This is a genomic window from Methylobacterium phyllostachyos (genome assembly GCF_900103445.1).
GTDB lineage: Bacteria > Pseudomonadota > Alphaproteobacteria > Rhizobiales > Beijerinckiaceae > Methylobacterium > Methylobacterium phyllostachyos.
On record NZ_FNHS01000007.1, the window covers coordinates 139,189 to 153,499 of the forward strand.

The 14,311-nt window shown below is 69.0% G+C and carries 12 protein-coding genes; 5 read left to right on the forward strand and 7 right to left on the reverse strand.

Going from position 1 to position 14,311, the window contains the following annotated elements; genetic code table 11:
- Positions 1-6: 6 nt before the first annotated feature.
- Positions 7-1,593, reverse strand: a complete 1,587-nt coding sequence (locus BLQ49_RS12935) for an ABC transporter substrate-binding protein (protein ID WP_091716326.1) — start codon at positions 1,591-1,593, stop codon at positions 7-9.
- Positions 1,594-2,170: 577 nt separating this feature from the next.
- Positions 2,171-3,448, reverse strand: coding sequence for a polyhydroxyalkanoate depolymerase (locus tag BLQ49_RS12940; RefSeq protein ID WP_091716477.1), 1,278 nt, complete (start codon positions 3,446-3,448; stop codon positions 2,171-2,173).
- A gap of 275 nt (positions 3,449-3,723) precedes the next feature.
- Here BLQ49_RS12940 and BLQ49_RS12945 point away from each other — a divergent pair, with 275 nt between their 5' ends.
- From BLQ49_RS12945 to purQ, 5 genes are all read left to right on the forward strand, one after another.
- On the forward strand, positions 3,724-5,115 hold the full coding sequence (locus BLQ49_RS12945; RefSeq protein WP_091716327.1) for an ActS/PrrB/RegB family redox-sensitive histidine kinase: 1,392 nt from the start codon (positions 3,724-3,726) through the stop codon (positions 5,113-5,115).
- 46 nt (positions 5,116-5,161) lie between these two features.
- Positions 5,162-5,761, forward strand: a complete 600-nt coding sequence (locus BLQ49_RS12950) for an ActR/PrrA/RegA family redox response regulator transcription factor (protein ID WP_091716328.1) — start codon at positions 5,162-5,164, stop codon at positions 5,759-5,761.
- Positions 5,762-5,856: 95 nt separating this feature from the next.
- Entirely contained in the window at positions 5,857-6,096 is a 240-nt protein-coding gene (locus tag BLQ49_RS12955) for a hypothetical protein (RefSeq protein ID WP_091716329.1), read from the forward strand.
- A gap of 114 nt (positions 6,097-6,210) precedes the next feature.
- The gene (purS, locus tag BLQ49_RS12960; protein ID WP_091716330.1) at positions 6,211-6,450 is read left to right on the forward strand and encodes a phosphoribosylformylglycinamidine synthase subunit PurS; all 240 of its coding nucleotides are present in this window, start codon (positions 6,211-6,213) and stop codon (positions 6,448-6,450) included.
- Positions 6,450-7,130 carry a phosphoribosylformylglycinamidine synthase subunit PurQ gene (gene purQ / locus BLQ49_RS12965; protein WP_091716331.1) on the forward strand — a complete coding sequence of 227 codons (681 nt, stop codon included), beginning with the start codon at positions 6,450-6,452 and terminating at the stop codon, positions 7,128-7,130. Before purS ends, purQ begins: the two co-directional genes overlap by 1 nt.
- Before the next feature lie 421 nt (positions 7,131-7,551).
- On the opposite strand, the gene BLQ49_RS12970 is transcribed toward purQ, so the two are convergent.
- From BLQ49_RS12970 to BLQ49_RS12990, 5 genes are all read right to left on the reverse strand, one after another.
- A complete protein-coding gene (locus tag BLQ49_RS12970) occupies positions 7,552-9,978 on the reverse strand; it encodes a penicillin-binding protein 1A (protein ID WP_091716332.1) in 2,427 nt (808 codons plus the stop codon).
- A gap of 170 nt (positions 9,979-10,148) precedes the next feature.
- Positions 10,149-11,408, reverse strand: coding sequence for an N-acetylmuramoyl-L-alanine amidase (locus BLQ49_RS12975; protein ID WP_091716333.1), 1,260 nt, complete (start codon positions 11,406-11,408; stop codon positions 10,149-10,151).
- A gap of 119 nt (positions 11,409-11,527) precedes the next feature.
- On the reverse strand, positions 11,528-12,094 hold the full coding sequence (locus BLQ49_RS12980) for a hypothetical protein (RefSeq protein ID WP_244507570.1): 567 nt from the start codon (positions 12,092-12,094) through the stop codon (positions 11,528-11,530).
- A 234-nt stretch (positions 12,095-12,328) separates the two neighbouring features.
- Positions 12,329-12,682 (reverse strand): phasin, encoded by a 354-nt coding sequence (locus tag BLQ49_RS12985; RefSeq protein WP_091716334.1) that lies wholly within the window; start codon positions 12,680-12,682, stop codon positions 12,329-12,331.
- Positions 12,683-13,012: 330 nt separating this feature from the next.
- On the reverse strand, positions 13,013-14,272 hold the full coding sequence (locus tag BLQ49_RS12990) for a glycosyltransferase (protein WP_091716335.1): 1,260 nt from the start codon (positions 14,270-14,272) through the stop codon (positions 13,013-13,015).
- Between the last annotated feature and the right edge of the window lie 39 nt (positions 14,273-14,311).

Sequence of the window (14,311 nt, forward strand, 5' to 3'; positions counted from 1 at the left end):
CCGGTCCTAGGCCTTCGACACGCCCCAGGTGAACGGGATCGGCCCCTTCACGATGCCCGAGACGTTCTTCCGCCACGCCTGGTAGCCGAGGAAGAACCCGGTCGGGACGTAGACCACGCCCTCGCAGGCGGCGGCGTTGACCTTGTCGATGGCGGCCTTCTCGGACGTCGGGTCGGCGGCGTCGAACCACTCGGTGATCGCCGCCTCCACGGGCGGGATGTTGGGCCAGCCGAACCACGCCTTGTCGCCGTTGGCGCGCACCGCCGGGTAGCCCGCCGGGTTGATGCAGTCGGCGCCGGCGTGCCACGTGTGGAACATGTTCCAGCCGCCCTGGCTGGGGGGCGCCTTGGAGGCCCGGCGGGTGCCGGTGGTGCCCCAGTCGGTGGCGACGAAATCGACGTTGAAGCCCATCTGCTTCAGCAGGTCGGCGGTGATGTCGCCCTGCGCCTTGGTGATCGGCTGGTCCTGCGCCACGACGCAGGTGACGGGCTCGCCCTTGTAGCCGGCTTCCTTGAGCAGCTTCTGGCCGAGCTTGATGTCGCCCTTGCCCACGTTGCCGCCGCCCGCCTCGCTGTAGAGCGCCGTGCCCGGGGTGAAGAAGCCCGGCAGTGTCTTCCAGAGGCTGTCGTCGTCGCCGACGATCGCCCGCATGTAGTCCTCCTGGCTCATCGCCGTCAGGACGGCCTGGCGGATCTTCGGATTGTCGAAGGGCGGGTGCAGGTGGTTCATCCGGAACGACCCGACATTGCCCAGCGGGTCGGCGATATCGACGTTGAGGTTACTGTTCTTGCGCAGCAGCGGCACGAGGTCGGAGATCGGGTTCTCCCACCAGTCGACCTCGCCATTCTGCAGGGCCGCCGAGGCGGTGGCGGCGTCCGGCATGATCACCCACTCGACCCGGTCGACCAGGATGCGCTTGCCCCCGGCGAGCCAGGAATTCGGCTCCTCGCGGGGCTTGTAGCCGGCGAATGTCTCGAACACCGCCCGGGCGCCCGGCACCCACTCATTGCGGACGAACTTCATCGGCCCGGAGCCGACATACTCGGTGATCTGCGTGAACGGGTCCGTCTTGGCGATCCGCTCCGGCATGATCAGCGCCATCGGGGCATTGGTCTTGCCGAGCGCGTAGAGCAGTTTCGGGAACGGCTTCTTGAGGCGCCAGCGGAAGGTCCGGTCGTCGGTTGCCGAGAGCTCGTCCTGGACGCCGCGGATCATCAGGCCGATCGGGTCCCGGGCCATCCAGCGGGTGAGGCTCGCCACCACGTCCTTCGACAGGACCGGCTCGCCGTCGTGCCACATCAGGCCGGGGCGCAGCCGGAAGGTCCAGGTCAGCTTGTCGCCCGAGACCTCCTCGGACTCGACCATCTGGCGCTGCGGCTTCAGCTGGTCGTCGACGCCGTACAGCATGTCCCACACGAGGGTGCCGGCGTTGCGCACCACGTACTGGGTCCCCCAGATCGGATCAAAATTGGCGAGGTTCGCCTGGGGGACGAAGCGGAGGACCTTGGCGCCCTGCGCCAGGGCCGGCATCGCAACCTGCGGCGCGGCAAGCCCGAGCGCGGCTGAGCCCTTGAGGAAGGTCCTGCGGTCCATCGTGATCTCCCTGGCGGTGCGGATCTCAGGCACGCGTCGCCGGCCCACACCTTGTGGGCGAGTTTGAACAATTCTTAGGCAGGGGCGCAATGGCCCGGCGTGACAACCGGGATGGGACGCGCGCCGACGCGACCGCCGGATCGGCAGTGGGCAGGGTCGGGACACGGGCGGGCAGTGCGGTTGTCGCGGTCACGGGCGGCGTGTCGCAAGGCCCGCGCCAGCTTCATAGATACTGCGTTATGTATTCAGGATGATTGGGGGGCGGCACGGCTGGACACGCGCAACGCCGTCCTTGCGAGCGCAGCGAAGCAATCCAGCGCGCGCTGCACCGATCGAGGGCGCGCTGCCTTGGGTCGCTACGCTGCGCTCGCGATGACGGAACGGGCGCCAAACACCGTGGAGGAGCTGGGTACAAGTCCCTTCTCGCGCTCGTTGCAATGAGCGGGAATGTTCCACGCGCCCATGCGGGACGGATGCAGAAAGCTTGAGGGCTGAAGCACGCGTATCCCCCACTGCGGAAGGAAGGGGATACGCGGCCGCCTGTCAGATCTATCGGCGATCCGTAGCTTCGGCCGCCTTACCCCACCTGCCGCAGATGCCCGCCCCGCACCCCCGGGACCGCCTGCATGGCGCGGATGAAGGCGGCGATGCGCGGCGCGATCACCGTGCGGTAGCGCGAGCCGTTGAACACCCCGTAATGCCCCACCCCCGCCTGGAGGTGATAGGCCTTGCGCGCCTCGGGCAGGTTCGGCGTCAGGTCGAGGGCCGCCTTGGTCTGGCCGACGCCGGAGATGTCGTCGTTCTCGCCCTCGACCGCCAGGATCGCGCAGCGGCGGATGGCGCCGAGATCGACCGGGACGCCCCGGTGCTGCATCTCGCCCTTCGGCAATGCGTGATTCACGAACACCGTCTCCACCGTCTGGAGGTAATACTCGGCCGTGAGGTCCATCACCGCGAGGTACTCGTCGTAGAATTCCCGGTGCTTCTCGGCCGGCTCGCCGTCGCCCTTCACCAGATGCTCGAACATGTCGGTATGGGCCGTGACGTGCCGGTCGAGGTTCATCGCCATGAAGCCCGAGAGCTGCAGGAAGCCCGGATAGACCCGGCGCCACGCCCCCGGATAGATCGGCGGCACGAGGCTGATCGTGTTCTGCTCGAACCACGTCTGGCCGCGCTCCTGCGCGAGACAGTTCACCGCGGTCGGCGAGCGGCGCGTGTCGATCGGGCCACCCATCAGGGTCATCGAGTTCGGCACCCCCGGCTCGTCGGCGGCCTCCATCAGCGCCACCGCGGCGAGGACCGGCACCGCCGGCTGACACACCGCCATGACGTGCAGGTCCGGCCCCAGGAAAGCGAACATCTCCTGCAGATAATCGATGTAGTCGTCGAGGTCGAAGCGCCCGGCGAGCAGCGGCACCATCCGGGCGTCGGTCCAGTCGGTGATGAACACCCGGTGGTTCGGCAGCATCGCCTCCACGGTGCCGCGCAGCAGCGTCGCGTAGTGGCCCGACATCGGCGCCACGATCAGCAGCTTCGGCTGCGCCTCGGCGGGCGGCGTCGCGAAGGCACGATCGAAGGCGATCAGGCGGCAGAACGGCCGCTCCCAGACCACCCGCTCGCTCACCGGCACCGCTTGGCCGTCGACGACCGTTTCGGTGAAGCCGAAGGCCGGCTTGCCGTACTGGCGGGTGACCCGCTCGAACATCTCGCAGCCGGCGCTGACCGCCCGCGCGTAGGGCCCGTAGGCCAGGGGATTGCCGGGGATCTGGAGGCCGTAGCGCGTGAGGTCGGCGGCAATCCGAGCCGGCGTCATCAGGGCGCGGGCGCCCTCGTATAGCGAATAGGCCAGGAGCATCGTCACCTCGCGGGTCGTCATCCGGCCAGCGACGCGCCACGCCTGCCGACGATGGAACCCCCTGCAACCTGGATCGGCAGGATAATGTTCCACCCTGAACGATAATGGAACATACCCTTTTGGGGCGACTTGCCTGTGACGACGACGCCTGTGACGATTCGGCCCGGACGGCGGCGGGCTTCCCGCATCCGCGACATCGCCGGACTTGAACAGCGCCGGGTTCAGCGAAAATTCCCCGCTGGTCCAGTCCGTTGGATGCTCGACTGAAGCAGCGCATGCCCGATACCGAACTCAACAGCCTCGTCCGCGACGCGCGGCACCTGCGGCTCGACACCTTCGTCCGCCTGCGCTGGCTCGCCATCACGGGCCAGAGTGCTGCTGTCGTCGGGGCGCAGTTCGGCCTCGGCCTGCCGCTGCCCTTCGGCTGGTGCTTCCTGGTGATCGCCACCTCGTCCTGGCTGAATCTGGCGCTGCGCATCCGCTTCCCGGCGAGCTACCGGCTCAGCGACGATTCCGCGGCTTTGCTGCTCGCCTTCGACATCGTGCAGCTCGCAGCCCTCCTGTTCCTCACGGGCGGGCTCCAGAACCCGTTCTCGCTGCTGTTCCTCGCCCCCGTGCTGATCTCGGCAACCGCCCTGCCACCGGAGCGGACGCTGGCGCTCGGCCTCCTGGCGGTGGGGCTCGCGACCCTGCTGGCCCTGGTCCACCGGCCGCTGCCCTGGTTCGCGGATGGGCGGATCGAATTGCCGTTCCTGTACGTCTCGGGCGTCTGGACCGCGATCCTGCTCGGCACCGCCTTCACGGGTGTCTATGCATGGCGGGTGGCGGAGGAGACGCGGCTGCTGGCCCAGGCGCTCGCGGCCACCGAACTCGTGCTCGCCCGGGAACAGCACCTGTCGCAGCTCGACGGGCTGGCGGCGGCGGCGGCCCACGAATTGGGCACGCCGCTGGGCACCATCATGGTGGTCACCAAGGAGCTGATCCGCCAACTCGGCCCCACAGCCTCGCCCGCCGTGGCGGAGGATCTGAACTTGCTGCGCGAGCAGGTCGACCGCTGCCGCGGCATCCTGGGGAAGCTCACCTCCCTCGACGGTGACGGTGCGGGCGCCGGCTTCCTGGAGACGGTCACGTTCAGCCACCTCGTGGAGGAGCTGGTGGCACCGCAGCGGGCGCTGGGCACCGCGCTCGATGTCACGAGCCTCGGGGACGGGCCGGAGCCCGCCTGCCGCCGCAACCCCGGGGTGATGTTCGGGCTCGCCAACATCCTCGACAACGCCGTCGATTTCGCGGAAGCCCGGGTTTCCGTGGAGGGGCGCTGGACCCAGGAGCGGGTCTGGATCGAGATCCGCGACGACGGCCCGGGCTTCTCCAGCGAGGTTCTGCTGCGCGCCGGCGAGCCCTACGTCACCACCCGCAGCCAGGACCGGCCGCAATCGGGGGGCACCGTGGGCGCCGGGCTGGGCCTCGGCCTGTTCATCGCCAAAACCCTGATCGAGCGCTCCGGCGCCCAGCTCGTCCTGACGAACATGTCCAGCCCGGAGACCCACGGGGCGGTGGTGCGCGTCTCCTGGGCCCGGCACATCTTCGAGCGCGGGGCAGTCCCACGTCATTCGCCGGAACTCAATATCCGCCACCCCCTGCCCCCGGGCGATGTCGTCCCTATATAAGGGACAGACCAAGAACCCGACGACGAAAACCCGAAAGGAATACCCGATGCTGACGCAGCCCGGGACCGCGGCGGCGACCGACGCTGCCGTGCTCAGCGACGCCGATCCGCTGGCCGCCTTCTCCGATCGCAGCCTGTTGATCGTCGATGACGACAAGCCCTTTTCGACACGGCTGGCCCGCGCCATGGAGAGCCGCGGCTACCACGTGCAGGTCGCCGACAGCGTCGCGGACGGCGTTTCGGCCGTCGAGACGCGGGCGCCTGCCTTCGCGGTGATCGACATGCGCCTCGGTGATGGCAACGGCCTCGACGTGATCGCCCGCCTCAAGGAACGCCGGCCGGAAGCCCGGGGCGTGATCCTCACGGGCTACGGCAACATCGCGACCGCGGTGACCGCGGTGAAGCTCGGCGCCTTCGATTATCTCGCCAAGCCTGCCGACGCCGACGAGATCCACGGCACGCTGATGGCCCAGCCCGGTGAGCGGGCCGACCCGCCCGAGAACCCGATGTCGGCGGACCGGGTGCGCTGGGAGCATATCCAGCGGGTCTACGAGCTGTGCGGCCGCAATGTCAGCGAGACCGCCCGGCGCCTCAACATGCACCGGCGGACGCTGCAGCGGATCCTGGCCAAGCGCGCGCCGCGCTGAAGGCCATCGGTTGCATCCACGGCCCTGCCGGGCTAGCTGCGCGGGTCTCGGACGGTTCCGTCCGGGACCCGAACGTGTTTTCAGGGGTCGATCGCGTGAACGGGCGCAACGCCATCACCATCGTGAGCATGATGGTCCTCGTCGGCACCGAGGTGTTCGCCGTGGCCATCGCGGCCGGCTGGGCGCTGGCCGGCCTGTTCGATCTCGGGGATCGGGTCGGCCATGTCCTGATGGGCCTGTTCAGCCTGTTCGCGGCCTGGATCATGCTGCAGCTCTGGCGCCGGGCGACCAGCATCGAGCCGCTGCGTGCGGGCGCCGCCGCGTCTCGCCGGTAGGTGGGCAACGTTCGACAGGCCGGCAGCCTTCCTGTTACAAAGACTCGCGGCAGCCTGTGAAACGTTGCCGCAGGTGACACCCTCGTCCCGGCGACGCGCGAGACTCGAAGATCCATGAAAGCCCGTATCATCGTCACCCTGAAAAACGGCGTGCTGGACCCACAGGGCAAGGCGATCGAGGCCGCGCTCAAGTCGCTCGCCATCGAGGGTGTCGAGGGCGTGCGGCAGGGCAAAGTGTTCGACATCGAGGTGTCGGCCATGGACGCCGCCACCGCCGAGGCGACGCTGCGCACGGCGTGCGACAAACTCCTGGCCAACACGGTGGTCGAGAACTACGCGATCGAGATCCTGTGATGCATGCCGCCGTCGTCGTCTTCCCGGGCTCGAACCGCGAGAGCGATGTCGTGCGAGCCCTGCGCCGCTCGGGCGCGCAGGTGAGCCTCGTCTGGCACGCGGACCACGACCTGCCGGCCGGCACCGATCTGGCTGTCCTGCCGGGCGGCTTCTCCTACGGCGACTATCTGCGCTGCGGGGCGATCGCGGGCCGGGCCGCCGCCATGGATGCGGTGCGCGCCCACGCGGCCCGGGGCGGCCTCGTGCTCGGCATCTGCAACGGTTTCCAGATCCTGTGCGAATCGGGTCTGCTGCCGGGCGTGCTGATGCGCAACGTGAACCGGCGCTTCATCTGCCACCGGCAGACGCTACGGGTCGAGCGCACCGACACCCGTTTCACCAGCGCCTACCGGCCCGGACAGGTGATCGACATCTGCGTCGCCCACGGCGAGGGCAATTACTTCGCCGATCCCGAGACCTTGGCGCGGATCGAGGGCGAGGGCCGGGTGACCTTCCGCTACTGTGACACGGAGGGGAACATCACCGTGGAGGCCAACCGCAACGGTTCGCTCAACGCGATCGCGGGCGTCCTCTCGGAGAACCGGGCCGTGCTCGGCATGATGCCGCACCCGGAAAACTTCGTCGAGGACCTGATCGGCGGGACCGACGGGCGCGGGCTGTTCGACAGTCTCGCGGCGTAAGCCATCGCGAAGACTGGTATTTACCGTTCGTTATGGTTCTTGATTCATAAAGAGGCATCCAGAGTTCTGGATGTGGAGTTGGACCAACTCGTCCGCTCTGTTTGATGCCTCCCTGAAGACTCCTCCAAGCCGCTCCCTCCGGGGCGGCTTTTTTCTGTTCGGGATCAAGTCACGCGAGGTCCCCCCCCGCTGCGGGTTACCGGCTTCAAGCGCGTTTCCCCTTCCCCTTGTGGGGAGGGGTCAGGGGTGGTGCCGGATCGAGCGGAACGGGGCCTTATGCCCCCCACCTCCAACTCCTCCCCGCAAGCGCGAGCGATCCCGGGCAGGCCCGGGATCGCCAGGGGAGGAGAGCGCGTCTCGGCCAGCGAGGTATGAATACCGTAGCCTCTGCGAGGGGGACGCGCGGCGCCTAGGTCCGCTCTTAATACAACCCACCCGCCTGAGCCGCCCGGTCGGGATCGGCCGGCACGGCGGCCGCCGCTGGGGCTTGGCTGCCACCGGACGGGGCGACGTAGGAATCCGGCGGCGCGGTGCCGGGCTTGAACGCCTCCAGGATCGTCCCCGCCCCCTCACTCGAACCGGCGCGGGTGCCGCTCGCGAGGTTGATGCGAATCAGCTTGATGCCCGGCGGCACGCGGAACGGGGTCGGGGGCTTGTCCTTGAGGGCCATCTTCAGGAATTCGAGGGCGATCGGCGCCGAGAGCCCGCCACCGGTCGCCCGATCGCCGAGCGAGCGCGGCTTGTCGAAGCCCATGTAGATGCCCACCGCCAGATCCGGCGAGAAGCCCACGAACCACGCGTCCTTGGCGTCGTTCGTCGTGCCGGTCTTGCCGGCCAGCGGCTTGCCGATCTGCTTCAGGATCGTGGCGGTGCCGCGCTGGACCACGCCTTCCATGATCGAGACCATCTGGTAGGCGGTCAGCGGGTCGAGCACCTGCTCGGAATCGTCCACCAGCTTCGGCTCGTCCTGGCCCGACCACTTCTCGGCGTCGCAGCCGATGCACTTGCGGTTGTCGTGCCGGTAGATGGTCTCGCCAGTGCGGTCCTGGATCCGGTCAATCAGGGTCGGCCGGATGCGCCGGCCGCCATTGGCCAGCATCGAGTAGGCGGTGACCATGCGCATCACCGTGGTCTCGCCCGCGCCCAGCGACATCGGCAGCACCGGCAGCATGTCGTCGTAGACGCCGAACCGGCGGGCGTACTCGGCGATGAGCGGCATGCCGACATCCTTGGCGAGCCGGACCGTCATCAGGTTCTTCGAGTGCTCGATGCCGTAGCGCAGGGTGTGGGGGCCGCCGGACTTGCCGTCGTAGTTCGAAGGTGTCCACGCCTCCTGGCCGGGGCCGGCCTCGATGGTGATCGGTGAATCCTGCACGATCGACGCCGGGGTGTAGCCGTTGTCGAGCGCCGCCGAGTAGACGATCGGCTTGAACGAGGAGCCCGGCTGGCGCATCGCCTGGGTAGCGCGGTTGAACTCGGATTCGTCGTACGAGAAGCCGCCCACCATGGCATGGACGCGTCCGGTATTCGGGTCCATGGCGACGATCGCGCCGGAGACCTCGGGCTTCTGGCGCAGGCGGAACTGCCCCTTCCCGCCCTCGATCGCCTCGACATAGACCATGTCGCCGGGCTGGAGATTGGCGCGGCCGGCCCAGCGCATCCCCTCGGGGGTGATCACGCCGGTCTCGCGATCCTTGCCGACCTGGCCGGAGGCCTCGCGCTTGGGCTGCAGGCCGACCTGCACGCCGCCGGCGCCGTTGCCCAGCACCACGGCCAGCCGCCAGGGCGCCACGTCGCCGAGCGCCGGAACCTCGGCCGCCGCCATGCCCCAGTCGCGCCCGGTCAGGTCGACCTTGGTGACCGGCCCGCGCCAGCCATGGGCCTGATCGTAGCGCACGAGGCCGTCGACCAGCGCCTTGCGGGCCCAGGCCTGCATCTTCGGGTCGAGGGTGGCGCGCACCGAGAGGCCGCCCTCGTAGAGCTTCTTCTCGCCGTAGCGCTCGGAGATCTCGCGGCGGACCTCCTCGGTGAAGTAGTTGGCGTTGGCGGCGTTCGGGAAGGCGACGCGCGGGTTGACGCCGAGCGGCATCTTCTTGGCGGCCTCCGCCTCGTCCTTGGTGATGTAGCCGTTCTCCGCCATCAGGCGGATGATCTCGTTGCGGCGGTCCAGCGCCGCCTGGGTCTTGCGGTAGGGGTGATAGTTGTTCGGCCCCTTCGGCAGGGCGGCGAGGTAGGCCGCCTCGTTGATGGTCAATTCGTGGACCGACTTGCCGAAATAGTCGAGCGCCGCCGCCGCCACGCCGTGCAGGTTGCGGCCCGGGACGATCGTGCCCAGGAAGATCTCGTTGAGGTAGAGCTCGAGGATCTTGTCCTTGGAGTAGGCCGCCTCGATCCGCAGCGCCAGCAGCGCCTCCTTGACCTTCCGGTCATAGGTCTGCTCGGAGGACAGCAGGAAGTTCTTGGCGACCTGCTGGGTGATGGTCGAGGCGCCCTGCTTCTTGCCGCTCTTGGCATTGGTCAGAACGGCGCGGACGATCCCCTCGGGGTCGATGCCGCCATGCTTGTAGAAGTTCTTGTCCTCGGCCGACAGGAAGGCGGCGACCACGATCTTCGGCATCGCCTGGATCGGCAGGTAGAGCCGGCGCTCGCGGGCGTATTCGGCGAGCAGCGAGCCGTCGGCCGCGTGGATGCGGGTCATCACCGGCGGCTCGTAATTGGCGAGCGCGGCGTGGTCGGGCAGATCCTGGCTGTACTTCCAATAGAAGTACGCGCCCGCCCCGGCGGCGAGTACGAACACCACCGCGGCGGCGCTGAACAGGATCCCGAAGAAACGAAGGATCAGACGCATCCGGTGTTCCGCTCGTCGCTGGCCCGGCCGCATGCCGGAATCGGCTCACCCGGCGCGTGACGTCCGCTCACGATGCGGTCGGCCCCCGGATGATCCCGTGAGGCCCCCTCGGATTGCCGGTTCGACGGCGGTGCGACGGGGCGTTCGGACGGCCCGTATCCACACTTACTCTATGGTAAAACTGGGGCGGCGGCGGCCGAGCGACGCGTCATCGTGGGTCGTCCCAGGGTGGCGCGATTGGTGAAGAACAGGTCGATCGCCTTGGCCATGGAGCCGGTGACACCCGCCCGCCACTCCGGCGATTGCAGCAGATCCAGGTCGCGCTTGCTCGACAAGTAGCCCAATTCCACCAGCACGCTCGGCACGTCGGGGGAGCGCAGCACCACGAAGCGGGCCTCGCGGTGGGGCTTGGTGCTCATCTCCATCACGGGGCTCAGCTGGCCCATCAGGGTCCGGGCGAAGCCCGACGAGAAGCCCCGGGTCTCCCGCAGGGTCAGTTCCTGCAGGATGTCGGCGATGTCGGGTGGCGCCTCGGCGGCGTCGACGCCCGCGGCGGCATCGGCCCGGTTCTCGCGCTCGGCCAGCTTGGCGGATTCGAGGTCGGTCGCCTTCTCGGCGTTGGTGTAGATCGTGGCGCCGCGTACCTGCGGGGCGGCCGAGATCGAATCGGCGTGGATCGACACGAACAGGTCGGCCTTGGCCTCCCGGGCGAGGCGGACACGCTCGCCCAAGGGCACGAACACGTCCCGGTCGCGGGTCATCCGGACCCGGTAGCGGCCTCCCGCCTCCAGCTTCTCGACGAGCGCCTGGGCGAAGCCGAACACGATGTCCTTCTCGAACACCCCGCCCACCGCGATGGCGCCCGGATCGGTGCCGCCGTGGCCGGCATCGACCATGATCAGCGGGCGCTGGTCGGCGGGCTCGGGCGCGGCGGCCCGGGCCTGGGCGGGGGCGGGATCGGCCGCGGCGGCGGCCTTGCGGAACGTTTCGCGGTCGGCCTTCTGGAGCGGGATCGTGAGCAGCACGGCGCCGTCCTTGGCCCGGGTCGTGGTCTCGATCTTCCCCACCGTGGCGGGGTTCGCGAGGTCGATCACGATGCGGGAGCGCCCGGGGGCGAACAGGCCGTAGCGGAAGGATTGCACGAGGCCGTCCCGGCGGCTGCCGGTGCCGGATTCGAGCTGGAAGTTGACCTCGGGCAGGTCGATCACCGCCCGGTCGGGCCGCTCCATCACGAAGCCGCGGGCCTCGACCGCCCGGGACAGGGTCAGGGTGAGGCGCGTCGTCCCAGCCTGGCTCGCAAGGTCGGCCCCGATGGCGATGGCGGGCTTGTCGCCATTCTGCGCAGAAGCGGGCGGACTCGCCAGCGCCGGCACGAGCGCCAGGGCGAGGCAGAGGCAAACGGAACGGATCAGGCGCGCGCAGCTCGGCATCGGTGCGGTTTGGTTTCCCGTGCCCTCCGATACGGCATGGGACCGGCTTGGTTAACGGCCGGTTGCCAGGCGTGGTTCGATCCGGCAGCCGATGTGGCCGCCGGGCGACAGCAGAGCATTCAGCGGAACGCGACGACGCGGCTCGCCTTGCCCATCACCGTGACCCAGCAGCTCAGGGAGGCGTCGGCGGCGCGCTGGGCCTCGTTGACCTGCAAGCGGATCAGATCGGCCGGCGTGCGGACATCCGACAGCGCCCGGAAATGCGCCAGGGCGGCTGCGCCCTCACCCTGCACGTAGCGGGCGATGGTCGAGCCGATCTCGATCATGTCGATGCGATCGGGCGTGAACATGACCTGGTTCAGCGCCGAGGGCCCATCGGCAGGGACGAGATCTGGCGGGGGAGCCGCATCGAGCTCTATCTCCCGATCCGCGCGGTCGGCCGCATGCGGTTCGTCCGCAATGTCCTGCCGGGTTGCCGCGTGGCGATGCGCCTCGGGGTGGCTCACGGCGTGGATAATGCTGCCCGGGATTTGGGCTTCGGGCTCAATCGGGGCGACGGGGTCAAGCTCCGGAGATGACGCCAGAACCGGCTCAGCATCCGCGAACACGGTACGGGACAGGGCCGCCACGGACACATCCGACTCGTCCACCAAGGCCTCGGCCACGGATTCCGGCGGAGCGGGCATCTCGGTATCCAGGGGCGGTTTCGGCTGCCAGTTGGAATGGCCCGCTCTCGGCCGACGCGGCTTTCCCATCGCGCGATCTCCTCCTGTCCGCTTCGGCCGACCCGCAGGAGCGGTGGTCGGCCGGCGTCCGGCCTTTGACGCCTGGGCGCCATCTTGTGGGATCCGGCCGGTCCGAAGCGGCCGCCCGAATCCTGAGAACACCCCCAATCCGTGCGGACCGGGGGAAGCCGGCCTTTAGCGGGCGGCGTTCTGAGCGAGGGTGCCGTAATCCTTGGCCTGGGCCTGGAAGGCGGCGAACTGGCTCCGGACGAACTCGGACTGCAGCTCGAAGGCCTCGCGCAGGTCCTTGGTGCGCACGAGCTTCTGCGCGAAGTCGAAGGTCGCGTTGGCGTTGGCCTGGGCGTGATCGAACCCCTTCGCGATCACCGCGCTGAAGGTCGACTGGAAGGTCTGGCCCGAGGCCTGAGCCTGCTCGGTGGCCTTGACGGCGTTGGCCATCAGGCTGCCGACGGCGTTGCGGGCCTGATCGACGCTCTTCTCGGCGAAGTCGCGCATCTCGGTCGGCATCTCGAAGTTCGGGGTCTGCATCGAAGTCTCCAGGTCAATTCGTGGAGCGGGACGCCGGCTGCGTCCGCCGTGACGCGCCCCTATATGTTGCACTGCAACAAGAAGTCAAGTGCATGTTGCCCCGTCTGGGCTCGCCGCGTGCGCATCGATAAAATGCCGGATCCATGATCTCGGACAGTCACCAAACCGAGAGCGCATCGATGCATCAGACTCACGGCAAGCTCTGCCGTTTATATCGGTCACCTGAACTGCTGATTCGGATCGGGCATCGGTTTACAAAAATCCAACACCTTGTCTAGGCCACAGCGAACGGATCCTGAATTCTTAATGCTGCCCTTGGGCCAAGGCATCTCAGGATCGGTGCCCGATGAGAGATCCTGCATGATGTTGCATCGCGGCAGGGGCGCTCGTCGCGAGGCCACCATAGAGTGTCCGGAGCGCATCCGCATGGGCGGCCAGCGTCATCGGCACGGCGCGGGCTTCGGCGTAGGCCCGGGCGCCAAAGTCTCGGGCGCAGGCATCGTCCCGCAGAGCCGTGAAAGCCGCCGCCAGGGGGCCGACCTCCGGGGCGACCACGAAGCCGGTCCGCCCGTGGCGGACTTTCTCGGCGGCCCCGGACCGGTCCGAGGCGACCACCGGGATCCCCGCCGCCAGCGCCTCGTAGACGGTGAGCGGCCCGGTCTCGTACCAGCGCGACGGCGCGGCGAGCGCCCGGGCTCGGTGGCGCAGGATGTCCCAGACCGCGGCGGGGCTCTGCCAGCCGATCACCTCCACGCCGTCCCGGGCGCGCAGCTCCGCCTCCAGGGGGCCGGCCCCGATGAACAGCGCGGGCAGTCCGGCCGCCCGAGCGGAATCCGCCACGAGGTCGGCGCCCTTCTCGCGGGTCAGGCGCCCGACATAGGCGATCGCGTCGCCGCGTTCGGGCGTGGCTGCCGGCCCCTCGGCGATCCGGACCGGGTTATCGATCCGATGGTGCGTGACGGCGTAGCCGCCGAGCAGGTCGCCCATTCGCCGGCGGCTGGCGTCGCAGACATGGACCGCGTGGAGCGGCCGCCCCCGCACCGCCTGACGCAGTGCCACGGTGCGGGCGACGCGCACCAGCTTGTGGGCGCGGCTACGGGCATCGCAGGGTGCCGTGATGCAGGACGCCGAGAGCGGCGCCAGCCCGCAGGGCTCCGCCCGGTCGAAGCGGTAATAGACGCCGTTCGGGCAGGCCAAGGCGTAGTCGTGCAGGGTGACCACCAACGGCACGCCCGCGCCCGACAGCACTGGAAAGACCGCTGGCGACAGGGCGCGGGTCCATTGGTGCAGGTGGATGCAGTGCGGCCGCTCCGGCAGGGCAACGAGCGCCGCCGCGAGCCGGCGCGCAGCCTCCGCATGCCAGATTCCGGCGGCCGCCGCCTTGGCCCCGCCAAGCGACCAGATGTCTGGCAGCCCGAGCACGACCCGCCGGATGTTGCCATGATCGAGCAGCGGGTCGGCCTCGCCCGGGATTGCCTGGAGGTAGGTGACCGAAACGCCGGCCTCGGCCAGTCCCCGGGCTGATTCCAGCGCGACCTTCTCGGCCCCGCCGCTGGCAGACGCGAACTCGGCCAGGATCACGACATGCATGGTTAGAGCCCCGGCATCGACGGCCGGGATGATGGCAAA

What these genes read in the sequence shown, in the direction of transcription:
- BLQ49_RS12935 (WP_091716326.1), bottom strand. Translation starts at nt 1,593, where the DNA reads ATGGACCGCAGGACCTTCCTCAAGGGCTCAGCCGCGCTCGGGCTTGCC.
- BLQ49_RS12975 (WP_091716333.1), bottom strand. Translation starts at nt 11,408, where the DNA reads ATGCCGAGCTGCGCGCGCCTGATCCGTTCCGTTTGCCTCTGCCTCGCC.
- BLQ49_RS12945 (WP_091716327.1), top strand. Translation starts at nt 3,724, where the DNA reads ATGCCCGATACCGAACTCAACAGCCTCGTCCGCGACGCGCGGCACCTG.
- BLQ49_RS12980 (WP_244507570.1), bottom strand. Translation starts at nt 12,094, where the DNA reads ATGCCCGCTCCGCCGGAATCCGTGGCCGAGGCCTTGGTGGACGAGTCG.
- BLQ49_RS12950 (WP_091716328.1), top strand. Translation starts at nt 5,162, where the DNA reads ATGCTGACGCAGCCCGGGACCGCGGCGGCGACCGACGCTGCCGTGCTC.
- BLQ49_RS12970 (WP_091716332.1), bottom strand. Translation starts at nt 9,978, where the DNA reads ATGCGTCTGATCCTTCGTTTCTTCGGGATCCTGTTCAGCGCCGCCGCG.
- BLQ49_RS12940 (WP_091716477.1), bottom strand. Translation starts at nt 3,448, where the DNA reads ATGCTCCTGGCCTATTCGCTATACGAGGGCGCCCGCGCCCTGATGACG.
- purS (WP_091716330.1), top strand. Translation starts at nt 6,211, where the DNA reads ATGAAAGCCCGTATCATCGTCACCCTGAAAAACGGCGTGCTGGACCCA.
- purQ (WP_091716331.1), top strand. Translation starts at nt 6,450, where the DNA reads ATGCATGCCGCCGTCGTCGTCTTCCCGGGCTCGAACCGCGAGAGCGAT.
- BLQ49_RS12985 (WP_091716334.1), bottom strand. Translation starts at nt 12,682, where the DNA reads ATGCAGACCCCGAACTTCGAGATGCCGACCGAGATGCGCGACTTCGCC.
- BLQ49_RS12990 (WP_091716335.1), bottom strand. Translation starts at nt 14,272, where the DNA reads ATGCATGTCGTGATCCTGGCCGAGTTCGCGTCTGCCAGCGGCGGGGCC.